The organism is Pseudonocardia sp. NPDC049154 (assembly GCF_040648315.1).
Taxonomy (GTDB): domain Bacteria; phylum Actinomycetota; class Actinomycetes; order Mycobacteriales; family Pseudonocardiaceae; genus Pseudonocardia.
This window is the reverse complement of sequence record NZ_JBEZDN010000006.1, coordinates 109,127-135,409: the sequence shown is the minus strand read 5'-3', so window position 1 is coordinate 135,409 and position 26,283 is coordinate 109,127. Positions and strand designations below refer to the sequence as shown.

22 protein-coding genes and 2 pseudogenes are annotated in these 26,283 nt (G+C 75.6%); 12 read left to right on the top strand and 12 right to left on the bottom strand.

All coding sequences use genetic code 11. The features are described from left to right. The 3 genes and pseudogenes from AB0B41_RS06005 to AB0B41_RS05995 form a co-directional block, all read right to left on the bottom strand. Positions 1-383: pseudogene (locus AB0B41_RS06005) on the bottom strand (phosphoenolpyruvate carboxykinase); the annotation flags it as partial. Positions 384-760: 377 nt separating this feature from the next. Continuing rightward, a complete protein-coding gene (locus AB0B41_RS06000) occupies positions 761-1,090 on the bottom strand; it encodes a hypothetical protein (protein ID WP_358199460.1) in 330 nt (109 codons plus the stop codon). A 240-nt stretch (positions 1,091-1,330) separates the two neighbouring features. Beyond that, the gene (locus tag AB0B41_RS05995) at positions 1,331-2,047 is read right to left on the bottom strand and encodes an alpha/beta hydrolase (protein WP_358199458.1); all 717 of its coding nucleotides are present in this window, start codon (positions 2,045-2,047) and stop codon (positions 1,331-1,333) included. Positions 2,048-2,100: 53 nt separating this feature from the next. Here AB0B41_RS05995 and AB0B41_RS05990 point away from each other — a divergent pair, with 53 nt between their 5' ends. After that, on the top strand, positions 2,101-3,075 hold the full coding sequence (locus tag AB0B41_RS05990; RefSeq protein ID WP_358199456.1) for a YafY family protein: 975 nt from the start codon (positions 2,101-2,103) through the stop codon (positions 3,073-3,075). On the opposite strand, the gene AB0B41_RS05985 is transcribed toward AB0B41_RS05990, so the two are convergent. Next, positions 2,969-4,606, bottom strand: coding sequence for an MFS transporter (locus AB0B41_RS05985; RefSeq protein ID WP_358199454.1), 1,638 nt, complete (start codon positions 4,604-4,606; stop codon positions 2,969-2,971). The genes AB0B41_RS05990 and AB0B41_RS05985 overlap by 107 nt on opposite strands. A 186-nt stretch (positions 4,607-4,792) precedes the next feature. On the opposite strand from AB0B41_RS05985, the gene AB0B41_RS05980 reads away from it, so the two are divergent. Both AB0B41_RS05980 and AB0B41_RS05975 read left to right on the top strand, forming a co-directional pair. Further along, positions 4,793-5,341: a TetR/AcrR family transcriptional regulator gene (locus tag AB0B41_RS05980; protein ID WP_358199452.1), complete on the top strand. Its 549-nt coding sequence runs from the start codon at positions 4,793-4,795 to the stop codon at positions 5,339-5,341. A 46-nt stretch (positions 5,342-5,387) separates the two neighbouring features. Next, a complete protein-coding gene (locus AB0B41_RS05975; protein ID WP_358199450.1) occupies positions 5,388-6,206 on the top strand; it encodes an alpha/beta fold hydrolase in 819 nt (272 codons plus the stop codon). A gap of 3 nt (positions 6,207-6,209) precedes the next feature. Here the strand turns inward: AB0B41_RS05975 and AB0B41_RS05970 are convergent, their stop codons facing one another. The 4 genes from AB0B41_RS05970 to AB0B41_RS05955 all read right to left on the bottom strand — a co-directional run bounded on the left by AB0B41_RS05970 (position 6,210) and on the right by AB0B41_RS05955 (position 10,331). Then, entirely contained in the window at positions 6,210-7,589 is a 1,380-nt protein-coding gene (locus AB0B41_RS05970; protein WP_358199448.1) for a metallopeptidase TldD-related protein, read from the bottom strand. Then, on the bottom strand, positions 7,586-9,154 hold the full coding sequence (locus AB0B41_RS05965) for a TldD/PmbA family protein (protein WP_358199446.1): 1,569 nt from the start codon (positions 9,152-9,154) through the stop codon (positions 7,586-7,588). Before AB0B41_RS05965 ends, AB0B41_RS05970 begins: the two co-directional genes overlap by 4 nt. A 63-nt stretch (positions 9,155-9,217) precedes the next feature. After that, positions 9,218-9,535 (bottom strand): hypothetical protein, encoded by a 318-nt coding sequence (locus tag AB0B41_RS05960; protein ID WP_358199443.1) that lies wholly within the window; start codon positions 9,533-9,535, stop codon positions 9,218-9,220. Beyond that, complete coding sequence (locus AB0B41_RS05955; RefSeq protein WP_358199441.1) at positions 9,525-10,331, bottom strand: hypothetical protein; 807 nt, start codon at positions 10,329-10,331, stop codon at positions 9,525-9,527. Before AB0B41_RS05955 ends, AB0B41_RS05960 begins: the two co-directional genes overlap by 11 nt. A 70-nt stretch (positions 10,332-10,401) precedes the next feature. Between AB0B41_RS05955 and AB0B41_RS05950 the strand changes: the two are divergent. Then, positions 10,402-12,123 (top strand): annotated as a pseudogene (locus AB0B41_RS05950) (PH domain-containing protein); the annotation flags it as partial. Between the two features lie 39 nt (positions 12,124-12,162). Here AB0B41_RS05950 and AB0B41_RS05945 read toward each other — a convergent pair. Then, positions 12,163-14,112 carry a DUF2339 domain-containing protein gene (locus tag AB0B41_RS05945; protein WP_358199439.1) on the bottom strand — a complete coding sequence of 650 codons (1,950 nt, stop codon included), beginning with the start codon at positions 14,110-14,112 and terminating at the stop codon, positions 12,163-12,165. 367 nt (positions 14,113-14,479) lie between these two features. Between AB0B41_RS05945 and AB0B41_RS05940 the strand changes: the two genes are divergently transcribed. Genes AB0B41_RS05940 through trmB form a run of 3 tightly spaced genes read left to right on the top strand, consistent with a single transcriptional unit; the run spans position 14,480 to position 17,062 of the window. After that, a complete protein-coding gene (locus AB0B41_RS05940; RefSeq protein ID WP_358199437.1) occupies positions 14,480-15,304 on the top strand; it encodes a glycosyltransferase family 2 protein in 825 nt (274 codons plus the stop codon). Between the two features lie 50 nt (positions 15,305-15,354). Further along, on the top strand, positions 15,355-16,383 hold the full coding sequence (locus AB0B41_RS05935) for a glycosyltransferase (protein WP_358199435.1): 1,029 nt from the start codon (positions 15,355-15,357) through the stop codon (positions 16,381-16,383). Continuing rightward, positions 16,376-17,062, top strand: coding sequence for a tRNA (guanosine(46)-N7)-methyltransferase TrmB (trmB, locus tag AB0B41_RS05930; RefSeq protein ID WP_358199433.1), 687 nt, complete (start codon positions 16,376-16,378; stop codon positions 17,060-17,062). The genes AB0B41_RS05935 and trmB overlap by 8 nt, the downstream gene beginning before the upstream one ends. A gap of 7 nt (positions 17,063-17,069) precedes the next feature. On the opposite strand, the gene paaI is transcribed toward trmB, so the two are convergent. Next, complete coding sequence (gene paaI / locus AB0B41_RS05925; RefSeq protein ID WP_358199431.1) at positions 17,070-17,531, bottom strand: hydroxyphenylacetyl-CoA thioesterase PaaI; 462 nt, start codon at positions 17,529-17,531, stop codon at positions 17,070-17,072. An 89-nt stretch (positions 17,532-17,620) separates the two neighbouring features. On the opposite strand from paaI, the gene AB0B41_RS05920 reads away from it, so the two are divergent. The 3 genes from AB0B41_RS05920 to AB0B41_RS05910 are packed head-to-tail and all read left to right on the top strand — an operon-like array spanning position 17,621 to position 20,833. After that, entirely contained in the window at positions 17,621-18,238 is a 618-nt protein-coding gene (locus tag AB0B41_RS05920; RefSeq protein WP_358199429.1) for an NYN domain-containing protein, read from the top strand. Between the two features lie 29 nt (positions 18,239-18,267). Then, positions 18,268-19,557 (top strand): amidohydrolase family protein, encoded by a 1,290-nt coding sequence (locus AB0B41_RS05915; protein WP_358199478.1) that lies wholly within the window; start codon positions 18,268-18,270, stop codon positions 19,555-19,557. 19 nt (positions 19,558-19,576) lie between these two features. Further along, positions 19,577-20,833, top strand: coding sequence for a D-arabinono-1,4-lactone oxidase (locus tag AB0B41_RS05910; RefSeq protein ID WP_358199427.1), 1,257 nt, complete (start codon positions 19,577-19,579; stop codon positions 20,831-20,833). A 316-nt stretch (positions 20,834-21,149) separates the two neighbouring features. On the opposite strand, the gene AB0B41_RS05905 is transcribed toward AB0B41_RS05910, so the two are convergent. Then, positions 21,150-21,710: a hypothetical protein gene (locus AB0B41_RS05905; RefSeq protein WP_358199424.1), complete on the bottom strand. Its 561-nt coding sequence runs from the start codon at positions 21,708-21,710 to the stop codon at positions 21,150-21,152. 793 nt (positions 21,711-22,503) lie between these two features. Between AB0B41_RS05905 and AB0B41_RS05900 the strand changes: the two genes are divergently transcribed. After that, the gene (locus AB0B41_RS05900; protein WP_358199422.1) at positions 22,504-23,796 is read left to right on the top strand and encodes an AI-2E family transporter; all 1,293 of its coding nucleotides are present in this window, start codon (positions 22,504-22,506) and stop codon (positions 23,794-23,796) included. A 60-nt stretch (positions 23,797-23,856) separates the two neighbouring features. Further along, complete coding sequence (locus AB0B41_RS05895; RefSeq protein ID WP_358199420.1) at positions 23,857-25,350, top strand: SDR family oxidoreductase; 1,494 nt, start codon at positions 23,857-23,859, stop codon at positions 25,348-25,350. 1 nt (position 25,351) lies between these two features. On the opposite strand, the gene AB0B41_RS05890 is transcribed toward AB0B41_RS05895, so the two are convergent. Then, positions 25,352-26,251: an aldo/keto reductase gene (locus AB0B41_RS05890; protein ID WP_358199418.1), complete on the bottom strand. Its 900-nt coding sequence runs from the start codon at positions 26,249-26,251 to the stop codon at positions 25,352-25,354. Positions 26,252-26,283: the final 32 nt, after the last annotated feature.

Sequence of the window (26,283 nt, the reverse complement as noted above, 5' to 3'; positions counted from 1 at the left end):
ATCACGTACATCGTGCGGCCGCGCATGCAGCCGCGGAAGAGCCCCCGCAGCGTCTCGCGCATCTCCGTGGGGTCGGCCCAGTTGTTGGTGGGACCCGCACCCTCCTCCGTGGCCGAACAGATGAAGGTGCGCTCCTCGACCCGGGCGACGTCGTCGGGGTCGGAGGCGGCGTAGAAGCTGTTGGGCTTCTTCTCCTCGTTCAGCTTGACGAAGGTGCCGGCCTCGACGAGGCGGCTCGTCATGCGGTCCCACTCGGCGTCGGACCCGTCGCACCAGACGACGGCCTCCGGCGCGGTCAGCTCCGCGATCTCACGCACCCATGACAGCAGGCGCGCATTGGTCGTGGGCGCATCGTCGATCCCTGGGACGGTCGCTGCGGTCATGTGAGTCTCCTAGCCTGGCCGGCCCCCGTTCCCCGGCCGGGGAATGCTGGCAGAGCCTCGCCTGGTCGGGACGAGGCTCGTAACGGGGAAAGATAACTACAGAGGTTACCGGGCAGACCCTGTTCCACACATCGATGCGAACTGTCGATTGACTCACAACACCGATCATGGAATCGATACAGTTTGTGCTGACAAATGCGCTCACCACCGCATTCGCGGAGGATCCGGGCAGGTCGGTGGCGTGCGCGCGGTGGCCGGCCACCGGCGCCGTGGTTCAGGGGTGCGACGCCGTCATGACACCCGTGTGAAATCGGGCGCAGGGCTTAGGAATTCGAAATGCGCAACCATGCCCGGCGGAACAGCAATTCCCGTCCTCTTCAGGCGCTGCGCAACGCACCCGCGCGCGACGGGCGGCCCGAGGGCCGGGACGGGGTGCCGGCGATCGCCGGGAGCAGGATCGGGAGCCGGTGCGCCTGCACCTGCCAGAAGCGTGTCTCGGGCTCGCCCGCGCGCCAGGCGTCGGCCAGCCGGGCCGCCGCCTCGGGGTCGGTGACCCGGCGCGGGCGGGGCCGCATCCCGCACCGCAGGCGGATCTCCGCGTCGAGCGCGCGCCAGGCGGCGTCGGCCGTCGAGAAGACCTGCACGTCGGCCGGGCCGTCCTCGTCGCCCACGACCAGGGTGTACGCGCTCACGGCGTCCAGGGACACGGTCCGACCTCCTCGCACTCGCCGGCCGCGGCGTCGGTGGCGCGGAACAGCTCGTTGACTTCACCCGACCCGAGGCTCAACGGACATGGTGCGGACCGGGTACGCCCGCGGCGGCGCGACGCGCCGGACGGGCCTCCGGGTACGACGAGGGAATGCGCCGAACGGCGTTTGTCCGCGGGGCGAGCGGGGAATCGATCATCCTCGCTCGGGCCGGGTCGGCAGCCGGGTGACCGCGCCCGGTCAGGCCGGGTCGCCGAGCCCGGCCAGCAGCCGGGCCAGCGCCGCGGGCTCGCTGAGCATCGGCCAGTGCCCCGTCGGGAGCTCGGCGAAGGACCACTCCGGTCCCCCCATCTCCGCGAAGGCCGGCACCCCGGCCGCGATCAGCTCCCGGGCCTGGGCCTGCGTGAAGCTGCACGCCACGACCGTCTTCGGCAGCGTCGGGTCCGGGGCGCCGCGCCGGGCGCCGGTGAGGACCACCCCGGCGGGCTCGGCCAGCGAGCGGGCGTGCAGCTCGGCGAACGTCTCGTCGTCGAGCCCCGCGGTGCTCGTGCCCAGCTGCGCGAACTCGTCGCGAGTGGGCATCGGCTGCACCCCGCCGTGCTCGGCGATCCGGGCCCGGATCCACTCCTGCGCCTCCGCCGGGTTGAAGTCGACCTGCGGCACGTCGTCCGGCAGCGGTCCGGTGTCGACGAACACCAGCCGCGTGACCCGGTCCCGGGCCCGCTCGGCCGCGGCCGCGCAGACCGGTCCGCCGCCGCTGTGCCCCACGAGCACCGCCGGGCCGGCCTTCTCCAGGGTCTGCAGCACGTCGTCGACATGGCTCTCCGCCGTCGCGTCCGGCTCGTGGCCGAGCTCCACCGGATGCACCTCGTGGCCCACGGCGCGCAGCTCCGCGGCCACCGCGTCCCACGCCCACGCACCCAACCAGAACCCCGGGACCAGCACGTATGTCGTCACGGGGAGAACGGTAGGGCCGGATCAGGGCCGATCCGGTCCTGTTTACTGACGGGATGTCGGCCGGTCGCGTGCTCGCCCTGCTGGAGCTCCTCCAGGCCCGGCCGGGGCTGACCGGCCCGGAGCTGGCGGACCGCCTGGAGGTCGACGTCCGCACGGTCCGCCGCTACGTCGCCGCCCTGGAGGGGCTCGGGGTGCCGGTGGTGGCGGAGCGCGGGCGGTACGGCGGCTACCGCCTGCTGCCCGGCTACAAGCTGCCCCCGCTCATGCTGTCCGGCGACGAGGCCGTCGCCGTGGTGCTCGGGCTGCTCGCGGCCGAGCGCACCGGCATGCACGCCGCGGCCCCGGCGGTGGCGAGCGCGCGGGCGAAGGTGGAGCGGGTGCTGCCCGCCGAGCTGCGGAACCGGGTCGCCGCCGTCGCCGGCGCGCTCGGCTTCACCACCGCCGCCCGCGACGGCACCGCCCCCGCGGCCGACGTCCTGCTCGGCCTCGGCGAGGCGGTCCGGGACCGGCGCCGGGTGCGGCTGGCCTACCGCTCCTGGCGCGGCGAGGAGAGCACCCGCGAGCTGGACCCCTACGGCCTCGTCTTCCACTCCGGACGGTGGTACGTGACCGGGCACGACCACCGCCGCGGGGCGGTGCGGACCTTCCGGCTGGACCGGGTCGCGCGGGTGGCGCCGACCGGGGCCGGGTTCGCCGCGCCGGAGGGGTTCGACCCGGTGGCCCACGTCGTCGCCGGCCTGGCGGAGGTGCCCTACCGGCTCGAGGTGGAGGTCCTGGTGCACGGCCCGCCCGTGGACGTCGCCCGGCGGTGGCCGGCCTGGCTCGGCACCGTCGAGGCCCACCCCGACGGCACGCTGCTGCGGACCCGGGCCGAGGACGCGGACGGCATGGCCCGCGCCCTCGCCGGGCTGGCCTGGCGCTTCACCGTGCTGCGGCCGGACGAGGTCCGGCAGGCGGTGGCGCGGCTCGCCGCCCGCCTCGCGGAGGACGCGGTCGGTCGCGGCGGCGGAGGCCCAGCACCACGGTGAGCGCGACGAGCAGCAGCGCGGCCGTGCCCCCCCCGGCGGTGACGTCGACGCCGAGCGCGAAGGCCTCCCGCGCCGAGCCGAGCAGTGCGTCCGCGGCCGGAGCGGGCAGGCCGGCGGCCACGTCGACGGCACCGCCCAGCGTCTGCCGCGCGGTGTCGGACGCCTCGGCGCCGAGCGCGACGCCCGGCGCGGCGTCGGCGGGCACCTCGACCGCGGCCCGGTAGACCGCGCTCAGCACGCTGCCCAGGACCGCGGTGCCCAGCACCGCACCGAGCTCGTAGGCGGTCTCGCCGACCGCCGAGGCCGACCCGGCCCGGTCGGCGGGCGCGGCGGCGAGGATCGCGTCGTTCGTGATCGTCTCGGACAGCCCGATGCCCGCGCCGATGAGCACGGCGGCGGCCAGGAGCAGTGTCCCGGCGGAGCCGACGCCGAGGCGCGTGCAGAGCACGTAGCCCGCGGCCGCGAGCACGAGGCCGGCCGGCACCAGCACCCGCAGCGGGAAGCGCCGGGCCAGGGCCGCGGCCCCGAGCCCGGCGAGGATCGTGGCGACCATCCCCGGGACCAGCACCAGGCCGGCCTCCAGCGGCGAGCGGCCCAGCACCAGCTGCAGGTACTGCGCGGCGAAGAACAGCAGCCCGGTGAGCGCGAACATCGTGGTGGCGTTGGCCAGCACGGACACCCGCACGACCGGCGAGGCGAACAGGTCCAGGTCGACCAGGGGCCGGCGACCCCGACCGGGCAGGTCCCGGCAGCGCTTCACGAACAGCGCGCCGGCCGTGCCCGCGACGACCAGCTCGATCACCGACGCGACGGTGAACCCGTGCTCGCCGATCGTGTGGATCGCGAGCACGGCGGGCACCGCCGCCAGCATCGACAGCGCGACGCCGCCGAGGTCCGGACGGCCGGGGTTGGCCATCCGCGACTCGGGCAGCACCAGCGGGGCGGCGACCAGCACCAGCACCGCGACCGGCACGTTGACCAGGAAGACCGCGCCCCACCAGAAGTGTTCGAGCAGCAGGCCGCCGACGATCGGGCCGAGCGCGGCGCCGGCGGCGAAGGCGGTGGCCCAGATGGCGAGCGCGAGCCGCCGCTGGGTGCGGTCGAGGAAGATCGTGCGCAGGATCGCCAGCACCGAGGGCATCAGCATCGCGCCGAAGAAGCCCAGCGCGGCGCGCGCGGCGACGAGGTGCGCCCCGTCCGTCGCGGAGGCGGCCAGCAGGGACACCGCGCCGAAGCCGGCGATCCCGACGAGCAGCAGCCGGCGACGCCCGATGCGGTCGCCGAGCCCGCCCATCGCGATCAGCAGCCCGGCCAGGACGAGCGGGTAGACGTCGACGATCCACAGCAGGGTCGTCGCGTCCGGGCGGAGCGCACGGCTGATCGCCGGCAGGGCGAAGCCCAGCACGGTGTTGTCGACGGCGACCAGCAGCGTCGGGAGGAAGAGCACGGCGAGCGCGAGCCACTCGCGCAGACCGGCGCGGGGACGGGGGAGCGAACGGGCAGGGGCCGGGGTGGGCAGCGTACGGGTCATGCGAGCGGGTCCTTGCAGGGTCGAGCGGCGCCCGGGGAGGCGCGGATCGGGGTGACAACGCAGCTGTACCGTCCGGACGGTATAGCTCTACCGTCCGGACGGTACAGTCGCTCCAACGGGCAGGTCCAGCCGCGCATTCCGCTGGTGAGCGGCCTCACCCGGCGAGCCGGTCGGTAGGGTCCGGATGTGCCGAGCGCCCGCGACCGCGTCCTGGACGCCTACGAGACGCTGCTCGTCGAGCAGGGCCCGGCGGCCGCCACGCTCGACGCCGTCGCCTCCGCGGCCCAGGTCTCCAAGGGCGGCCTGCTCTACCACTTCGGGTCCAAGGAGGCGCTCGCCGAGGGCCTCCTGCAGCGGCTGCGCGAGCGCAGCGCCGCCGACGTCGCGCACATGCGCGCGGACCCCGACGGCGCCGTGGCCTACTACCTGCAGACCTCCGTGCCCGGCGCGGCGTCGCCGGTCGGGCTGACCCGCACCTACCTCGCCGCGCTGCGCATCGCCGACGGCAGCCCCACCGGCGAGGCGACCCGCCGCGCCCTCGCGGACGTCGACGCGCACGGCCTCGCCGCGCTGCGCACCGAGGTCCCGGACCCGGTGCTGTCCTGGCTCGTCCAGCTCGTCGGCGACGGGCTGTACCTGCGCACCCTCACCGGTGCCCCGCTGACCGGCGACGTCGGCGTCGACGCGCTCGTCGCCCGGCTCCGTGAGTTGTTGATCTCGTCCTCCCGGGGCTAACGCCGGCTCCTCCCGCGTCGAATTCCGGCCCGGGGGGACGAATCGGATGGTGCTGGTACGACGCGGGGTCGTCGACGTCGACGTGGACCGGGTGGGGGCGGGCCCACCGGTGGTGCTGCTCAGCTCGATCGCCGGCGGGCGCCGGGTGTGGGACCCGCTCGCGGACGCGCTGATGGACCGCTACCGGGTGCTCACGCTGGACCTGCACGGGCACGGCGCCACCCCGCCCTGGCCGCGCTTCCGGCCGCAGACGCTGTCGGACCAGGTCCGGCTCGTGCACGCGGTGACCGCGGGCAGCACGGAACGGCTGGGGCTGGTCGGGCACTCCTTCGGCGGGGCCGTCGCGATGCGTGCGGCCGTCGAGCTGGGCGAGCGGGTGCGGGCCCTGGTCCTCGTCGAGCCGACGCCGTTCGCGCTGCTCGCCCGCGCCGGTCACGACGACCTGTTCGACGCCGTGTGCGCCTCTCGGGACCGGCTGGCGGAGGGAATCGCGGCCGGGCGCCCGGACGAGGCGGCACGCGAGCTCGCCGACCACTGGCTCGGGCCGGGCTCCTGGGACGGGCTGTCGGCCGAGCGCCGGGCCTCAGTGGTGAGGGGGCTCGCGCACCGGCTCGCCGAGTTCGACGCGATGATCGACCCCGGCCTCACCCTGGCCGAGGTCGCGACCGCCGAGGCCCCCACCCTGCTGATCCACTCGCCGGGCTCGCTCGAGCCGGTGCGCGCGCTGGTCGACGTGCTCGGCGCGGCCCGGCCGGACTGGGAGCGCGTGGAGCTGCCGGGCGCGGGGCAGTGGGCGCCGCTCACCGGGGCGGAGGAGCTGAAGCCGGCGGTCGGCGCGTTCCTCGACCGGCACCTGGGCCGGTGAGCCTCACTTCCCCAGCGACACCGAGGACATCCGGAAGTCCGGGATGCGCATGGTGGGCATCCGCGCGCGGGTGAACCAGTCCTTCCACTCCCGCGGCAGCGCCGGCTCGGTGCGGCCCACCTCCGTGGTGCGCCGCAGCATGTCCAGCGGCGAGTAGTTGAACCGGAAGTTGTGGTCGACCTCGGCCGTGACCTCGCCGCCCTCGACCAGGTAGACGCCGTCCCGGGTCAGCCCGGTGAGCAGCAGCGTCGCCGGGTCGACCTCGCGGATGTACCAGAGGCAGGTGAGCAGCAGGCCGCGTCCGGTGCGCGCGACCATCTCGTCGAGCGTCGCGGCGGAGCCGCCGGTGAGCAGCATGTTGTCGCCGGGCGGGGTGAAGGCGGTGCCGAACTCGGCGGCCTCCGCCCGGGAGTAGACGAGCTCGTTGACGACACCCTCGCGGATCCAGTCCACCCGGCGGGTGGGGGCGCCGTTGTCGAACACGCTGACCCCGCCCCCGGAGCTCGGCGTGATCACGGCGGGCTCGTACTCCAGCCCGGGGGCGGTGGGGTCCGAGTACAGCGTGAGCGGCAGGTCGGTGAGCCGCTCGCCCACGCCGGCCTTGCCGGTGAACGCGCTGTGCCCCTCCTGCGCCGCCCGGCCCTCCATCGACCAGCCCGCGTAGACGAGCATGTCCGAGACGGCCGACGGCGGCATCACGGTCTCGTACCGGCCGGGCTCCAGGCGGACCTTCCGCGCGCCCCACGCCAGCCGCTGCTCCGCCTCGGCGGCCAGCGCCCGGACGTCGACGTCGGTGAAGTCGGTGGTGGCCGTGCCGGTCCACGCCGAGGAGTCGGCGTCCTTCACGTTCAGCTCCACCGAGCCGGTCGGCTGGACCCAGCGGCGGCGGACGCCGGTGGAGGTGCCGAGCCAGGTCGTCGTCAACGAATGGTCGGCGAAGCCGAACTGGCGCAACGAACCGGCCAGCACCTCGGCGAGGCCGGCGGCCAGGTCGGAGTAGACGGCGATCGACGTCGCGGCGGCCGGCTCGCTCCAGCTCGGACCGCCGTCGCCGCTCGGTTCCGGCAGCGGCGCGGCGTCCCGCGACGGCCCGGCGTCCCGGGCGCTGCGCTCGGCCGCGGCGACGAGGTCGGCGAGCCGCTCCGGCCCGGTGATCTGCTCGCCCGACGAGACGGTCCCGGCGGCGGTGCCGCCCGGCACGTCCACGAACGCGATCACGGTGACCCGCGACGAGGTGGTGTGCCCGTTGGTGGTCATCGTGGAGTTGGCCCAGCGGAGCACGGCCTCGCTGGTCTCCGAGACGATCACGGCGCAGCCGGTGAGGTGGGCCGCGGCCGCGAGCGTTCGCTCGACGGTCTCCTGCGGGGTGAGCGCGCCGGTCACTCGCCCTCCTCCCGGGTGTTGAGCACGGTCACGCCGCGGAACAGCGCGCTCGGGCAGCCGTGGCTGACCGGCGCGATCTGTCCGGGCTGGGCCTTGCCGCAGTTCATCGCCCCGCCGAGTCGCCAGGTCGAGGGCCCGCCGACGGCGGCGAGCGCGCCCCAGAAGTCGGTCGTGGTCGCCTGGTAGGCGACGTCGCGCAGCTGCCCGGCGAGCCTGCCGTTCTCGATCCGGAAGAAGCGCTGGCCGGTGAACTGGAAGTTGTAGCGCTGCATGTCGATCGACCACGAGCGGTCGCCCACGACGTAGATCCCGCGCTCGACCCCGCCGATCAGGTCGTCGGTCGTGGTGTCCCGCACCGGGTCCGGCCGCAGCGACACGTTCGCCATGCGCTGGATCGGGACGTGGTGCGGGGAGTCGGCGAAGGCGCAGCCGTTGGACCGCTGGAGGCCCAGCCGCGGGGCGAAGGTCCGGTCGAGCTGGTAGCCGACGAGCGTGCCGCCGCGGACGAGGTCCCACTCCGAGGTGGCGACGCCGTCGTCGTCGAACCCGATGGTGGCCAGCCCGTGCGGGACGGTGCGGTCGCCGGTCACGTGCATGTGCCCGGAGCCGTAGCGGAGCGTGCCGAGCTGGTCCGGGGTGGCGAAGGAGCCGCCCGCGTAGGCGGCCTCGTAGCCGATCGCGCGGTCGTACTCAGTGGCGTGGCCGACCGACTCGTGGATGGTGAGCCACAGGTTCGTCGGGTCGATCACCAGGTCGTACGCACCCGGCTCGACCGACGGCGCCTTCGTCTTCTCCGCCAACAGCTCCGGGAGCCGGGCGAGCTCGTCCGCCCAGTCGTACGAGGTGCCGGCGAGGTACTCCCAGCCGCGCCCGGCCGGCGGCGCGAGGGTGCGCATCGACTCGAAGGTGCCGGCCCCCGGGTCGACGGTCGTGGCGCTCAGCCCGGGCTCGATGCGGACCCGTTGCTGCAGCGTCGTGGTGCCGGCGAGATCGGAGTAGAACTTGCACTCCCGCACCTGTGTGACCGAGGCCTGGACGTGGTCGACGCCGTCCGCCGCCAGCAGCCGCTGCGACCAGTCGGTGAGCAGCTCCACCTTCTCCCGGGTCGGCACGGTGAAGGGGTCGACGTCGTAGGCGGACACCCACACCGCGTTCGGGTACACCGGCTCGTCGGCGCGCTCGACCCGCTCCAGCGCGACGGGTGCGAGGGTCTTCGCCACCGCCACCGCGCGCTCCGCCGCGGCACTCGCCGCCTGGACGGTCAGCTCGACGTGCGAGGCGAAGCCCCACACGCCGTCGACCAGCACGCGGACCGCGAGGCCGGTGGTGACACCGTCCGAGACGCCCTCGACGGTCCCGTCCCGCAACGAGATCCGTTGGGACACCACGCGTTCGACCCGCAGGTCGGCGTGCTGCGCGCCCAGCAGCATCGCCCGGCTCAGCGCCGCCCCGGCGAAGGCCTGCAGGGGGAGCGACCGGAACTCGGGGTCGACGGCGTCGACGGGATCGCGCCCCGGGAACCCGGGGGCCCCGGGGGCGGGACGATCAGGGCGATCGGGGACCACGGCGCAGAACCTATCCCGCACCCGGTAGGGGCGCGACACCTCGGCGCGCCCACCGCGTGCCGGTCAGGGGTCGGCGAACCAGGTCCACGGTGCCCACCAGTGCACCTCGCCCGGAGGATCCACGGTGGACGGACGAACCGGGTGCACGGGCAGGGACGCCGGGCCGAGACGGAGGACGCGGTCGGCGAGCCCGTCGCCGTCGAAGTCGGTGTGCAGCAGCAGGTCCGGGCCGTCCGCGACGATCGCGGAGTCGGCGACGCCGTCTGCGTCCGTGTCGAGATCACCGGCGCCGATCGCGACCCGGGTCGGGACGGAGGGGTCGTTCCCGAGGGGTTCGGCCCGGACCGGGGCGTCGACGTCCCCGTCCGGCTCAGGGCGCACCGGGACCTCCCAGCGATCTCAGCTCCGCGGCGAGCGCGGCGCGGCGCTCGGCCGCGGTGCGGTCGAGCAGTTCGGTGGCCCGCCGTTCGAGGTCGATCAGCAAGGCGGACAACGCCGACACGGCCTCGGCCTCGGCGTCGCGCAGCGCCGTGTCGAGCCAGTACCCCCACTGCTCGCGCTCGACGGCCGTCCGGCGGCGCCGCGCGAGCAGCACCGCCGCGGCCACGGCCAGCCCGATCACCGCCGGCAGGAGGGTGCGACCGCCCGCCACGGACAACCCCAGCGCGGGGGCGCCCGCGACGAGCACGAGCACCAGGCGCACCACGCCGGTGCCGGATCCGATGCGCAGCACCGCGTCGAGCCATCCGACGCGCCCGGGAGGATCGGGCAGCCGGCCCGTGATCGCGGCCGCTCCCTTCGGCGGCCGGGGGACGAGCTCGGGCGGCAACGGGAGCGGGCCGAGCATCCGGCCGGCCGCCCGCCGCACGGCCGCCTCGGCCTCGCCCCGGCTGCGGGCGAGGAGCGCGGCCGTCGCGCGCCCGATCGCGGGCGCCAGCACGTCCGGCAGCGACGAGCGCGGACCGCTGATCCACGGGGCGCTCAGGGTGCGCAGGTCGCGGAGGGCGGCCGTGAGGTCGGCGGTCGCGCGGAGCCGGACCAGGGCGAGATCACCGCGCAGCCGCGCCCGGTGCCGTCCGTCCACTTCGGCCAGTTCGGCGGCGACCTCGGACCGCTTGGCGCGCAACGCCTCGGTGCGCCGGCGGGTCAGGGAAGGCAGGGCTGCGGTCGTGGTCACGTCGCGCAGCCTCGCCGACCGGGCCACCCCGCGGAGCGGATCGGGGGACACCCTTCACTCGCGTGAACGGATGCGTCCGGCGCGGCGTGATCGTCCCGCGCGGTCACCGCGGTTCACCCCGGCCGGGGGATCCTCCCCGGGCCGTCCGGCGCGCGACACGGCCGCACGTTCGCACGCGACCTGCACGAGTTCCGCCCGATCGCACCCCGCCCCTCGCCCGCGGGCCGTCGGTACGTCAGAGTGGAGCGTCGAGGACGGGGACGACGCGACCGGGGGGAACGATCGTGGGCCGACGGGGCGGGGGAGCGGGCCGGTGAGGCCCGGCGCACCCCCCGGTGCCGGCCTCGCCGCCGACCTCGCCGGGAGCCCCGACCTCGAGCCCGACCCCTCCGGCTGGACCGGGCTGGACCAGCGCGGTGTGCCGGTCGCGGGGGTGCTGACGACCGTGACCGTGGCCGTCCTGGGCGCGACGGCCGTGGTCGTCGTCGCCGCCCGCGAGCCCGAGCTCGCCGGACCGGTCGCGCTGTGGACGCTCGCGGTCTCGCTGCTGCTCGTCGGGTTCGCCGTCGCCACCTCCTACGCCCGCTGGCGCTGTTCGCGCTACCGGGTCACCCCCGACCGGGTCGAGCTGCGCACCGGGGTGCTCGTCCGGCGTGCGCGCAGCATGGCGATCGAGCGCGTCCGGACCGTCGACGTGACCGCGGGCCCGGTCCTGCGGGCGTTCGGCCTGGTCGCCCTGCGCGTCGGCACGGGCCAGCAGCGCGGCCGCGGGGAGGCGACGCTGCGGCTGCGCCCGGTCGAGCGGATGGAGGCCGACCGGCTGCGCACGCTTCTGCTCGACCGGATGCGCTCCGCGGGCGGCCCGCCCGCCGGACCCGCCGACGGGCGCATCGCCGAGCTGGACCCGCGGTGGCTGCGCTACGGCGTGCTCACCGCCGCCACCCCGCTGTTCGGGATCGCGGTGCTGGCCGTGGTCCTCGCGCTCGTCGACCGGCCGCTGGGCCCGCTGCTGCGGGTGGTGCCGCCGGCGGCCCGGCTCGTGCTGGTCGTGCTCGGGATGCTGCTGGCCGGCACGGTCGTCGCCTTCCTGGTCTACGCCGAGACGTGGAGCGGGTTCCGGCTGGACCGCGAGCCCGGCAGCACGCTGCGCGTCCGGCGCGGGGTGCTCACCACCCGGTCGATCTCGCTGGAGGAGCGGCGGCTGACCGGCGTCGAGCTCGTCGAGCCGCTGGGGATGCGGCTGGCCGGGGCCGCGCGGGTCGACGCCGTCGCGAGCGGGCTGCTCGTGGGCAGCGGCACCGAGAGCACCGAGCACCGCACCCTGCTGCCGACCGCGCCCCGCCGGCTCGCCGAGCGCGTCGTCGCGGTGATCCTCGGCGAGTCGCGCTCGCCCACGGCCGCCGCACTGCGCCCGCACCCGCCCGCCGCGCGCCGCCGCCGGCTGCGCCGCGCCGCACTCGTCGTCGGACCTCCGGTGGTGGCGCTCGTCGCGGCGGGCGTGACCACCGGGACGCTGTGGCCGGTGCTCGTGGCGGTGGTCCTGGCCGCCGTGGGCGCCCCGGTCGGCGCGGCGATCGCGCTCGACACCTACCGCGGGCTGGGCCACGCCGTCGTCGGCGGCTACCTCGTCGTGCGCGCCGGGTCGCTGCGCCGCAGCACCGTCGCGCTGCACCTCGACGGCGTGATCGGCTGGACGGTGCGGCAGACGATCCTGCAGCGGCGCAACGGACTCGTCACCCTCGGGGCGACCACGGCCGCGGGCCGGGGCGCCTTCCACGCGTACGACGTCGACGGCCGGGAGGCGCTGCGGCTGGCCGGCGAGGCCACGCCGTCACTCCTCGCGCCGTTCCTGGTCTCCGGTCCCGTCCCCCGCGCCGCGGGCGACCAGCCGCGCGTAGCGGTGCCCGGCCGCCAGCAGGACCAGCCCGGCGCCGAGGAAGGCCGCGACCCGGGCGAGGCCGTCGAGCGCCAGCAGGTCGAACAGCACCAGCTTCCCGACCGCTGCCGCCACCAGGACCGCACCCGCCGCCCGTAGCGCCGGTCGCGTGATCCCGCGGGCCAGCAGCACCAGTGCCGCGACCGTCCACGACACCGTGACGAGCGCGTGCCCGGCGAGGAAGCCCGTGCGGTCGGGCGACACGAGCAGCGCCGCGGTCACCACCGTGGTGGTGGCGCCGTGCAGCGCGACGAGCGCGAGCGGGACCCAGAGAACGGCGGTGCGGGCGTCGGCCCGGATCAGCCCGGTCCGGCCCGCGGCGACGAGCGCCGCGACCGCCGCCGCGAGGACCAGCACGGCGAGCACGAGGCCGCGGAAGGGCACCGGCAGGGCGGGGACCGAGGTCGGGTCCGGCAGCCCCCCGGCCAGCGCACCGAGGTAGCCGATCAACGCGAACCCGCCGCCGACGAGCAACCCCACCCGGCTGCGCAGCACCGCGGCCGCGACCAGGACCACCACGCCCTCGCCGAGCAGGACCGCGTCGAGCGTGCCGCCGTCGAACGCCACGACGGTCGCCACCAGCACCGCGACCGACCCCGCCGCCAGCGCGGTGAGCCGGACGGCCGCGCGCCCGGCCGGGATCGCCAGCGCGAGCAGGGCCACGGCCGCGAGCAGCGCCAGCCCCGCCCCCGGCCACGGGCCGGTCCGGGTCGCGAGCGCCAGCAGCGGCAGCGGGGCCGCCGCGACCACCCAGGCCGTGGCCGGCGGCGCGGGCCGGGCGCCGGGACGGTCGAGCAGGAGCGTCGGGACGAGCCCCACGACCAGTGCGGCGACCGCGGCCGCGATCGCCGGGACCAGCGGCTCGGCGTACGGGCCGACCAGGCCGTAGAGCGCGGGCGCGGTGGCCGCCGTCGCGGCGAGCACGCCCCAGCCGCGCCGCACCACCGCCGGCACCGCAGCGGCCTGCAGCACCACGACGAGCGCGACGAGCAGCGGGCCCGGCCCGTCGGCGACGAACGGCGCGAGCAGCGCCGCGCCGAGCACGGATCCGACGGCGAGCGCCTGCGACCGCCAGCGGTCGGCCAGCGCCACCCCGCCGGCGGCGACGAGGAGGGCGGCGAGCAGACCGGCGACCGCGGGCAGGAGGCCGTAGAGCGCGGTGGCGGCCGCGACCGTCAGGTACAGCGCCGTGACCCCGGTGCCGGCCAGCGCGAGCGCCCCGGTCCGCGCCTCGGGCCGGCGGTTCAGCCGCATCCCCAGGCCGATCAGGACCGCCCCGAGGAGGGCCCCCGCGGCCACGCGTCCGGGCGGGGAGAACCAGCCCCGCGAGGCGGCCAGCACCAGCAGCAGGACGACGCCGAGCAGCGTCACCACCGCACCGGTCACCGCCAGGAGGGCGGGGCCGGAGAGCCGGCCCCGGAGCCGCTCCACCAGGCTGGGCGGGCGCGGCCCGATCGGCGCGGCGTACTGGAACCCCTGGTGGGGGCCCATGGCGAACCCCGGCGGGGGCGGCCCCCACGGTCCACCCGCGGGCGACTGCGACACACCCGACGGGGGCGTCCACAGCGTGGCCACAGGATCGGTGGTGTAGTGCCGCGACACGCGCGGCGAGACGGACGGTTCCGACGCGTCGGCGGACGGTAGCGAGGCCTCCGGAGCGCCCGCCGCGACCCCCACCGCGGACCGGTCCGCGGTGCCGTCCGCCGCACCGCCGCGCAACTCGGTGACCAGCGCGTTCACGGTGCCGCCGAGCTCGTCGACCCGCCTGCCGAGACGGGTCAGCTCGACGGCCACGGAGAGCAGCCGTTCGTCGAGCGCGGGCGGGCGACCGGTCGGTTCGGACATACCGCTGAGCATGCCGCCGATCGGACGCGTCAGGATGCGTACGACTACGAGGATCGGGTCACGACACGGTCACGCTCCCCGACCGACCCGATCCCCGGCGAGTGAGATCGCGATCACCCGTAACCGGGGGTCGCGGCTACTCGTTGTCCCGATTGGAGCGGACCTGTCTGGAGGTTGTGTGAGCGCCGTAACGCCCGCCCGTCCGGCCTCGTCGCCGGTGCCCCCCGGGGCGCCCGGTGCGCCGCCGTACCGCGGACCTCGGCCCGGCGGCCCCGGGCAGCACCCCGGACCGGGCCCACGACCGGGTGCCTACGCGCCCCCGCCCACCGGGTACCGGCCCCCGCCCGGGGCCGTGCCGCCCGGCGCGATGCCGCCCGGCCCCTTCGCGCCGCCGGCCGGTCCGCCGGGCGCGATCCGGCGGCCGCGGCCCCGGCCCTCGCCGCGGCGCTCGGCCAACCCGGCCGTCACGGTCGTGGTGCCGACCCGCAACGAGGCCCGCAACCTCGAGGTCGTCCTGCCGCAGATCGCGGCGGTGCGCCCCGCGGTGCACGAGATCATCGTCGTGGACGGCAACTCCACGGACGACACCATCGGCACGGCGCGTCGCACATTGCCCTGGGTGCGTTGCATCACGCAGACCCGCAAGGGCAAGGGCAACGCGATGGCGTGCGGGTTCGCCGCAGCCACCGGCGACGTCGTCGTGATGTTCGACGCGGACGGCTCGGCCGACCCGGCGGAGATCCCGGCGTTCGTCTCGGCCCTCGTGGCCGGCGCCGACTTCGCCAAGGGCACCCGCTTCGCCGCCGGCGGCGGCAGCGACGACATCACCCTGCTTCGCCGCACCGGCAACGCCGGGCTGAACTCCGTGGCCAACGCGCTGTTCGGCACGTCGTACACGGACCTCTGCTACGGCTACAACGCCTTCTGGGCCGACCTGCTCCCGCTGCTGGAGCTGCCGGACCCGGGCGAGCCGCAGCCGGAGGACGGCACGATGCTGTGGGGCGACGGGTTCGAGATCGAGACCGTGCTCAACTGCCGCATCGCCGCCGCCGGCCTGAAGATCACCGAGGTGCCGTCGGTCGAGAAGCAGCGCATGTTCGGCGAGACGAACCTGCGGACCTTCGCGGACGGCACCCGGGTGCTGCGTACCCTGCTGTCCGAGCACCGGCGCGCCGACAAGCGGAAGAACTGACCGCGCGAGAAGTCGGCCGCCGGCGGACCGCACCCGGAGGACCCCGCCCCGTGAACCTGTTCGAGCCCGTGCCCGAGCCGCCGGTCACCGCGACCGTGGTCGTCTGCGTCTACACCGAGAAGCGGTGGGCCGACATCGTGTCCGCCGTCGACTCGGTGGCGGCGCAGGACGTGCTGCCGGTGGAGACGATCGTGGTCGTCGACCACAACGAGGGGCTGCTCGAGCGGGCTCGTGAGGCGTTCCCGCGGGTGCAGGTCGTGCCCAACGCGCACAAGCAGGGCCTGTCGGGCGCGCGGAACACCGCCGTCGAGATGGCGACGGGCGACGTCGTGGTGTTCCTCGACGACGACGCCTCCGCCCGCCCCGGCTGGCTCCGCGCGCTGCTGGCGCCCTACGCCGACCCGGCGGTGATCGGCGTCGGCGGGGTGGCGCACCCGCGTTGGCCGGTCGCCCGGGCCGCCGTCGACGACTCGGGCCGGCCCGCCACCCTCCCGGGCGCGCCCGGCGGGCGGGACGCGACGGGCGAGCTCGACTGGGTCGTCGGATGCACCTACACCGGCCAGCCCACCGAGCAGGCCGAGGTCCGCAACCTCATGGGCTGCAACATGTCGCTGCGCCGCGAGGTGTTCAAGCGGGTCGGCGGGTTCGCCGAGGACATCGGCCGGATCGGCAAGAACCCGCTGGGCTGCGAGGAGACCGAGCTCTGCATCCGGGCCCGGCAGGCCTACAAGGCCGACGGGCGCGAGGTGAAGATCCTCTTCGAGCCGCGCGCCGAGGTCGACCACCGCGTGTCCGACGACCGGGTCGACTGGTCCTACCTGCGCCGCCGCAGCTGGGCGGAGGGGCTGTCGAAGGCCGCCGTCTCCAAGCTGGTCGGCACGGACGACGCGCTCTCGACCGAGCGCGGCTACGTCGCCACCGTGCTGCCCAAGGCGCTGATCCGCGAGGTGAAGGCGAAGCGTCCGGCCTCCGCGGCCGCCGTCGTCGTCTGCCTGGGGTTCACCACCGCGGGCTACGTCCGCGGCAAGCTGCCCGGCGCCACCTCGCACGTCTCCCTGCCCGCGGCCGACGGTGCCTGACACACATCACCGCATCCCCTCGTTCGTCCACCAGCGCAACCGGCTGAGCGAGGGCCAGCAGCACGCGTGGGACCGGTGGTGGCCGGAGTACGGCGGCGACGTCGCCGACATCGAGCGGCTCGACCCCGATGCACTCTTCGGCCGCGCGGCCCCGGTGGTGCTGGAGATCGGCTCCGGGATGGGCGACGCCACCGCCGAGATGGCCGCCACCGCGCCCGAGGTGGACCACCTGGCCGTCGAGGTGTACGAGCCCGGACTCGCGCGGCTGCTCATGCTGCGGCAGGAGGCCGGGCTGGAGAACCTGCGGCTGCTGCGCGGCGACGCCGTCGACCTCCTCGACCGGGCGGTCCCCGAGGGCCTGCTGGAGGGCATCCGGATCTTCTTCCCGGACCCGTGGCCGAAGCGGCGGCACCACAAGCGCCGGCTCGTCCAACCCGGGTTCGTCGCGCTCGCCGCGTCCCGGCTGCGCCCGGGCGGCTGGCTGCACCTGGCCACGGACTGGGAGCACTACGCGCTGCAGATGCGCGAGGTGTGCGACTCCCAACCGCTGCTGCGCCGCGCGCCCGCGGCCGGGCCGGAGGGGTGGCTGCCCCGCCCGGACTCGCGCCCGCTGACGAAGTTCGAGCAGCGCGCGGTGCGCGAGGGCCGGGCGATCCGCGACCTGCTGTACGTGCGTTAGGCGCCGACTAGTCCAGGGTGGGCGCCGGTAGGTGCGGCACCGCGCGGGACCGGCCCCGGAACTCGGCCACGACCTCGCCCGCGGCGGTCCGGACCGTCACGTCGTAGAGCCCGGACCTCCCGACGAGCGACCGCTCGACCGCCTCGGCCTCCAGCTCCTCGCCGACCCGGGCCGCGCGGAGGAAGGCGACGTCGCCGCCCGACGCGACCGTCGAGACGCCGTGGCTGTTGCAGGCGAAGGAGAAGGCGGCGTCGGCGAGGAAGAACAAGTAGCCGCCGTGCACGATGCCGTGCCCGTTGACGTGCCGTTCCTCGACGGTCAGCGCGGTCCGCGCCCTTCCCGGCCCGACGTCGACGAGCCGGATGCCCGCGCCTCGGATCGCCTCGTCGTGGTGCAGCATCGCCTTCGCGACGCGCTCCGCGGTCGCCTGGGGATCCGCCGCCGGATCGCCCGCTCCGTTCGTGCTCACCCGGTCAGTGTGACTGGCCGCCACGGGCTCGGGAGTCGGGATAGGGTCACGGGCATGCGCCGCACCCACCCTCGGGAGACCCGGACCCCGTGACGTCGACCGGCCCCCTCCCGCGCGTGCTGCTCGTCTGGGACGCGCCCAACATGGACATGAGCCTCGGCTCGCTGCTGGGCGCGCGACCCACCTCCGCCTTCCGCCCGCGGTTCGACGCGGTCGGCCGCTGGCTGCTCGACCTCGCGGGTCCCGAGGCCGTCGCCGAGGCCTGCGTCTTCACCAACGTGGTGCCCGGGTCGACCGAGGTCGTGCGGCCGTGGGTCGAGGCGCTGCGCAACGTCGGGTTCGCGGTCTTCGCCAAGCCGAAGGTCACCGAGGACTCCGACATCGACGACGACATGCTCCGGCACATCGAGATGCGGGAGCAGGAGGGCCACCTCCGGCACGTCGTGGTGGCGTCCGGGGACGGCCGGGCCTTCCGCGAGCCGCTCGAGAAGCTGATCGAGCAGCACACGGACGTCACGGTGATCGGGTTCCGCGAGTACGCGAACTTCGCGCTGAACTCGGAGACGATCTCCTTCCTCGACCTCGAGGACATCGACGGGGTGTTCCGCGAGCCGCTGCCGCGGATGACCCTCGAGACCCTGCCGGAGACCGGCGCCTGGCTCCCGCCCTTCCGGTCCCTGCGCTCGCTGCTCGATCCGCGCCGGTGACCACCGGGGGCGAACGGTTCACCGCGCCCGTGGTCCTGACCTGCGGCGCGGGGTTCCCCGTGCTGCGCGACGGCGTCGTCGACGTCGGGCCGGACGGGCGGATCGCCCACGTCGGCCCGCGGGCGGGCGCCCCCGACCTCGACGGGCCGGTGCACGCGCTGTCCGGCCTGCTCATGCCCGGCATGGTCAACACCCACTGCCACACGCCGATGCTGTCGCTGCGCGGGATGGGCGGCGACCTGCCGCTGATGTCCTGGCTGCAGGACGTCATGTGGCCGGCCGAGGCGAGGTTCACCGAGGAGGACGTCCGGATCGGGATGACCGCCGGCGCCGTGGAGCTGCTGCGGACCGGCTGCACCACCTCGGTGGAGATGTACTTCGTCGCCGACGCCGTGATCGAGGCCGTGCTCACCGCCGGCACCCGGGTGCTGCTGACCCCGGGGATCATCGCCGCGCCCGGCTGGGACCGGCTCGGCACCTGGGAGGAGATGCGCGACGACGTCTCGGCCCGGATCGACGCCGACGGCCTGCGGTCCGGCCCGCACGAGCGCGTCGAGCTCGGGTACGGGCCGCACTCGGCCTACACGCTGCCGCCCGAGGCGCTGACCACGACGGCCGAGGCGGCGCGCGAACGGGGTGCGCTGCTGCACGTGCACGTGGCCGAGTCCCGGCAGGAGGACGTCGCCCAGCGCGAGGAGTACGGCTCGGTCCCGGCCCAGCTCGCCGCCGTCGGCGCCCTCGGTGGCCGGGTGCTCGCCGCCCACTCCGTGCAGGTGTCGGCGGAGGACATCGTGCTGTACCGCCGGCACGGCGTCGCGGTGTCGCACTGCCCCGGGTCCAACGCCAAGCTCGCGGCGGGCCTCGCCCCGGTCGGCGACCTGAGGCGCGCCGGCGTCCGCATCGGACTCGGCACGGACGGGCCCGCCTCGGGCGACGACCTCGACCTCTGGCACCAGGCCCGGCTGGCCGCCCTCTTCGCGCGGGTCCGCGAGGACGACGCCGCCGCGCTCACGGCCGCCGACGTGCTGCTCATGGCCACCCGGGAGGGCGCCGAGGCGATCGACCGGGCCGACATCGGGGTGCTGGAGCCCGGCCGCTGGGCGGACCTCGTGCACGTCGACCTCGACGACCAGGCCTTCGTCGACCCCGACGACGACGCCCAGCTCCTGTCCAACCTCGTCTGGGCCGGCGGTTCCCGGCTGGTCCGGGACGTCTGGGTCGCGGGGGAGCAGGTGATCGACGACGGCGAGCCGGTCAAGGTCGACGCCGAGCGCGCCCGTGCCGACCTCCGCGCCGTCGCCGCCCGGCTCCACGCGTGAGGCTCCTATCGTCGACGCGATGTGGGTGAACTGGTGGGGCGGGCAGCAGTGCCGGCCCCGGCGCACCGACCGTCCGCTCGACGAGGCGGGGGTCGTCGCCGCCGTGCGCCGCGCCGCCGAACGCGGCCTGACCGTCCGCCCGCTCGGCTCCGGCCGCTCGGACAGCACCCTGACCCTCACCAACGACGTGCACGTCGACTGCTCGGCGCTCACCGGCGTCGCCGCGATCACCTCCGACACGGTCCGGGCCCGGGCGGGCGCCACGCTCGCCTCGGTGCAGGCCGCGCTGGCGCAACGGGGCCGGGCGCTCGCGCCCGTCGCGCACGCGCCCCTGGCGACGGTGGCCGGTGCCATCGCGACCGGCACCCACGGCGCCGGCGCGGGGATCGGCTCGCTGTCCGACCAAGTCGTCGGGATGCGGTTCGTCGACGGCACCGGCCGGGTGCGCAAGGCCGGCGAGAACGGGAACGTCGACGGGCTCGACGCACTGCGGACGGGTCTCGGAGCGCTCGGCGTCGTCACCGAGGTGGAGCTGCGGACCGTGCCGGCCACCGAGGTGGAGGCGCACGAGGAGCCGGTCGTGGCCGAGGAGGCCCTGGCCGTCGACGGGCCCCTCGACGCGCACCGGTTCGCGGCCGTGGAGCTGCACCTGCCCAGCGGCGAGGCGCTGCTGCGGTGGGCCGGCCCCGTCGTCGACCGGGAGCCCGAACCCGGGGCCGGCGGGCCGGTGGAGGCGCTCGGCCGGGTCGTCACGCGGCTGGGGCACACGGCGGCGGCGCAGTGGTCGGCGCAGCGCTCGCGGCCGGCGCCGCGGTGGGAGGGCGTGGTGACCGGGCCGCCGCACGAGCTGCTGCCCGACCCGCACCCCGTCCGGGGCGGGTTCACCGAGTGGGCGCTGCCGCGCGAGGCGCTCGCCGCCGCGGTCCGGGCGCTCGGGGCGGCGACGGCGGCGCGGGACCAGGAGATCCGGCGCCCGGTGGAGGTACGGACGGGCCCGGCCGAGACGGGCTGGCTGCACCCCGCCCACGGGCGCGCGACGGCCTGGATCACGGTGCGTGCCCACCGGGGCGACGACCACGGGCCGCTGTTCCGGCTGGTCGGCTCGGTGCTGGAAGGCATGGGCGGGCGGCCGCACTGGGGCGGGCGGCACGACTGGACCGCGGCCGACGTCGCGGTGGCCTACCCGGCGCTGCCGGACTTCCTCGCCGTGCGGGACCGGCTCGATCCCGACCGCCTCTTTGGCGGCGACCATCTCGAGGCCCTGCTCGGCCCCTGAGGCCGCATTATGGAAACATCATGCGATTCTTCGGGCGCTTTCTGCGCGTTATGGAACCATAATGCGGTTCGAGAGACCATTTCAGCGCATTATGGTTCCCTCGCGACGAGGGCCGGTGGTTCCGCGATCCGGTCACTCCCCCGGACCCCGGGCCACCGGCCCCTGGTCGACGCCGATCCGCTCCCCAGCCGACCGACGTCCGCCGCGGCCCGAAGCTGCCGCGGTCCGTTCTTCCTGAGCACCGGGGCCTTCCGGTCCCGGGTCCTTCTTCCTTCATCACCGGGACTCCCCAGCCCCGGGGTCCTGCGTCCCGGCGTCAGTACGCCAGGTGGTGGTGCCCCGACCCGGACCCGACGGCCCGCCGGTGGTGGCGACCCGTGCGCGAGGACAGCTCGCCCAGCGCCTGCGGGCCGGTGTCCGTCAGCGAGGTGTACGCCGGTGCGGCCGGCGCATAGGTCGGCACGTGCGCGGCGTAGAGCGGCGCGCGGTCGTAGCCCGCGGACACCGGGGCCGGCTCCGGCTGCCGCACGGGCGGCGCCGGCGGCGCGACGGGAACGGCCGGCGCGGTGCGGGCCGTCAGCGTGGTGTAGGCCTGCACCGGGATCGGCGCGGTCAGCGGGTCGCGGCGGAAGTCGTCGAGCGCCTCGGCCGAGCGGCGGCCGGGCCGGCGGGCCGGGGCCTGCCGGGGGGTCTGCTCGCTCTGCCGGCCGCGCCAGCCGCCGACCGTGAGGGCGTGGAAGATCGGCGTCTCCGCCGCGATCTCGGTCCGGCTCGCGTGGCGGCCCGGAAAGGGACCGGTGTCCTCGACGCCCCGCACCCGCACCGTGGCCTTCCGCCGGCCGACCGCCCCGTCGAGGGCTCGCTCCCTGTCGGTCACGCCCCGCACCTCCGTCATCTCTGTACCTCGCGTCGTCCGTGTGCCGCGCGATGCTGCCATCGGCCCTGTCCCCACAGGGCCGTTCGGCCGCACACACCACCCACAACGGGGTCACCTTCTCGGGGAAACGGGTCGGGCGCGGTCGTTACCCGCTTTCGGGCCATCTCCAGCCGTTCGGGTGGTGTGACAGCGCCACGGTGCAGCGATCGTCGCTCTTCGCATCCGGCCGAGCCACTTTCGAGACGCTCAGTGACGCCCCGTCGGGGCGTGCGAGGCCGCCGGGGCGCCCCGCGGGACCTCGGGACCTGCATCTCCGGCCCGACCTCACCCGTTCGGGACGGGCGGCTCCGCGGGCGGCCGTCCGGCCCGCCTCGGCGATCTTCACGGGAGCCGGGGCCGCGCGCCGGCCCCCGGCTCCGGCCGGCCCCGTCCCCGCTGGTACCGGCGGTGCCGACACGATCGACCCGGGTCCCCGTGGCCACCACACCTTCGGGCGTGATCGACGTCGTCCGGCGTGTCGACCGGGCGGGCGCGAACCCAAGATCACTACGGTTCTGCGTGTCACCGCAACCACCGGGTACTCCGTAACGTCACCACCTTCTCACCCAGCTGATGCAGTGCCCGCTCAGGAGAAGGTCAACTACACGGGTGTAATTCGACGCTCAGTAATCGCACTAGGCCAACGCGGTGGACGTCGCCACTCCGTGCCACCGAAACGGAGCAGTGGCCCTCTTCGGACGACGTCACGCACGATCCGGCCGCGCCGCGATCGACGAAGGGCTACCGTGCGCCCATGACCGACGATCGGGCGGCCGGGTCCGGCCCGGAGGTCGCTCCGGAGCCTCCGCCGCGCATCCCGGAACCGGTGGGCACCCCGGTCCCCCCGCCGTCGCCGGTCGTCCCCGAGCAGCGCAGCCGACGGAACGCGGCGTCCTACGTGCCCACGCCCCTGCGCGTGACCTCCGAGGTCGCGGCGCGAGCCCTGATCATCGCCGCCGCGGCGGGCCTGCTCGTCTTCCTCGTGATCCAGCTCCGGGTCGTCGTGATCCCGGTGGCCATCGCGACGCTGATCTCCGCGCTCATGGCCCCGGTCGTGCACTGGCTCGTCGCCCGCCGGGTCCCGCGCGGGCCGGCCGTGGCGATCACGATCGTCGCGGGCTTCTGCATCATCGGCGGGCTGCTGTCCTTCGTGGTCAACACGTTCATCGGCGGCTTCGCGCAGCTGCAGCAGCAGCTCACCGCGAGCCTCACGTCGATCCAGCAGTTCCTGGCGCGGCCGCCGTTCAACCTCAGCTCGGAGCAGCTGCGGAACATCCCGGCGCAGATCGGCCAGGCGATCACGGACAACCAGGCCAACCTCACGTCCGGCGCCCTCACGACCGCCGCGACGATCACCGAGGTCGGCGCCGGGCTCGCGCTCACGATCTTCACGCTGATCTTCTTCCTGTACGACGGCCGGCGGATCTGGACGTTCCTGCTCAAGGCCGCGCCGCGGGCCCGGCGGGAGAAGGTCGACATCGCCGGGAGGCGGGCCTTCGCGACGCTCGTCGGCTACACCCGCGCCACGGTGCTCGTCGCCTTCGTCGACGCGATCGGTATCGGCATCGGGCTCTGGGCCGTCGGCGTGCCGCTGGTGGTCCCGCTGGCGGCGCTGGTCTTCCTCGGCGCGTTCGTGCCGACCGTCGGTGCGGTGGTGAGCGGCGCGGTGGCGGTGCTCATCGCGCTGGTGGCCAACGGGCCGATCCCGGCCCTGATCATCCTGGCCGTCGTCATCGCCGTGCAGCAGCTGGAGGGGCACGTGCTCCAGCCGCTGCTGCTGGGGCGGGCCGTGCGGCTGCACCCGCTCGCGGTGGTCCTGGCGGTGGCCGGCGGCGTCGTCATCGCGGGGATCCCGGGCGCCCTGCTGGCCGTCCCGCTGCTCGCCGTGCTCAGCGCCGCGATCCGCTCCTTCGTGCGCGACGACGAGCCCCCGGCCCGCACGATCAACGCCGTCGACCCCCACGAGGCGAACGCCGAGACCGCGCACCGCATCCGGGTGCCGTCGTGGTGGAGCCGCGTGCAGAGCCGACTGCACCGATCGGGCTGAAGGCCGGACCGGGCGCGGCCTGAGGTGCCGATCCGGCCCGGCGGCGGGAGGATCGGTCGGGTGCGATACCTGATCACCGGTGCGACCGGGTACATCGGCGGACGGCTGGCCCCCCGGCTGATCGAGGAGGGCGGCGCCGGCTCCGCGGTGCGCTGCCTGGTCCGCGACCCCGCCAAGCTGCGCGACGTGCCGTGGGCCCGGCACGCGGAGATCGTGCGCGGCGACCTGCTCGACCCGGAGAGCGTGCGGGCGGCGTGCGAGGGCGTCGACGTCGTCTACTTCCTCGTGCACTCCCTGGCCGACCGGGACTTCTCCTCGATCGACCGGAGGGCGGCGCTCATCCTCGGGGAGGCGGCGCGTGCCGCCGGGGTGCGCCGGATCGTCTACCTGGGCGGGCTGCACCCGGACGGACCGCTGTCCGAGCACCTCACCTCGCGCGCCGAGGTCGGCGAGGTCCTGCTGCGCAGCGGGGTGCCGACGGCGGCCCTGCAGGCCGCGGTGATCCTCGGGTCGGGGTCGGCGAGCTTCGAGATGCTGCGCTACCTCACCGAGCGGCTGCCCGTGATGCTCACGCCGAAGTGGGTGCGCAACCGGATCCAGCCGATCGCGGTGCGCGACGTGCTGCGCTACCTCGTCGGCGCCGCCCACCTGCCGCCCGACGTCAACCGGACCTTCGACATCGGCGGCCCGGACGTGCTCACCTACCTGGACATGATGCAGCGCTACGCGGCGGTGGCCGGCCTGCGGCGGCGCCGGGTGATCGGCGTCCCGGTGCTCACGCCGGGTCTGTCGGCGCACTGGGTCAACGTCGTCACGCCGGTGCCGAAGGGCATCGCGGCGCCCCTGATCGAGTCGCTGGTGCACGAGGTGGTGTGCCGCGAGCAGGACATCCTGCAGTACGTGCCGGACCCGCCCGAGGGCCGCATCGGCTACGACCGGGCCGTCGAGCTGGCCCTGGCGAGGATCCGGTCCGGCGAGGTCGAGACCCACTGGTCGGGCGCCGCCGTCGAGGGCGCGCCGTCGGACCCGCTACCGAGCGACCCGGCCTGGTCCGGCGGCAGCGTGTACACCGACGACCGCGAACGGCCCTGCTCCGCGCCGCCCGAGGAGCTGTGGCGGGTCGTGACCGGGATCGGCGGCGAGCGCGGCTGGTACTCGTTCCCGCTGGCCTGGTCGGTGCGCGGGTGGATGGACCGGCTCGTCGGCGGGGTGGGGCTGAGCCGCGGCCGGCGCGACCCCGACCGGCTCCACACCGGCGACGCGCTGGACTGGTGGCGCGTCGAGGAGCTCGAGGAGGGCACGCTGCTCCGGCTGCGGGCCGAGATGAAGGTGCCCGGCCTGGCCTGGCTGGAGATGGGCGTCGGGCCCGACCCCGGCGGCTCCCGCTACGCCCAGCGCGCCGTCTTCGTGCCGCACGGGCTCGCCGGCCACCTCTACTGGTGGTCGGTCGCGCCCTTCCACGGCATCGTGTTCGGCGGCATGGTCCGCAACATCACCCGCACCGCCGAACGCGCGGCCCCGGCGGTCACCGGGGCCGAGCGGAGGGCGTCGTAGTTCAGAGCTCGGTGAGGCCCGCGTCGAGGCGGTCGATCTCGGCGAGGTCGAGCTCCAGCTCCGCGGCGCGGCAGTTGTCCTCGAGGTGGGCGAGGTCCGCAGTGCCCGGGATCGGGAGCATGACCGACGAGCGCTGCAGCAGCCAGGCGAGCGCGACCTGCGGCGCCGTCACGCCGTGCGCCCAGGCGATCTCGGCGACGGCGCCGCCGAGCTCGGCGAGGGCGCCGGCCGCGACCGGGTGCCACGGCATGAAGCCGATGCCGTTCTCGGTGCAGTAGCGCAGGACGTCGTCGCTCGCGCGGTCGACGAGGTTGTAGCGGTTCTGCACCGTCGCGACCTCGACGATCCCGCGGGCCTGCTCGATCGTCTCGACGGAGACCTCGGACAGCCCGACCTCGGCGATCTTGCCCTCGGCCGCGAGCTCGGCGAGCACGCCGAACTGGTCCGCGGCCGGGACAGTCGGGTCCACGCGGTGCAGCTGGAACAGGTCGATCCGCTCCACGTCGAGCCGGCGCAGGCTCAGCTCGCACTGCTGGCGCAGGTACTCCGGCCGCCCGCACGGCGTCCACTGCCCCGGCCCCGGCCGCAGCTGGCCCGCCTTGGTGGCGATCGTCAGCCCCTCGTACGGGTGCAGGGCCTCGCGGATCAGCTCCTCGGAGGTCTCCGGGCCGTAGGAGTCGGCGGTGTCGATCAGGTTCACACCGAGGTCGACGGCGCGGCGCAGCACGTCGATCGCGGCCTTGGGATCGGCGGGCGGGCCCCACACCCCGGGCCCGGTGATCCGCATCGCCCCGAACCCCAGGCGGTGGACCACGGGCCCCTCGCCGATCCGGAACGTGCCGGCGGCAGCCGCGGGGCCGGCGCCCTCGGCGGCCTCGTTCTGCGAGATGACGCTGGTCATGGCACGAGGGTGGCACCGTCGGTGTCCGCGCC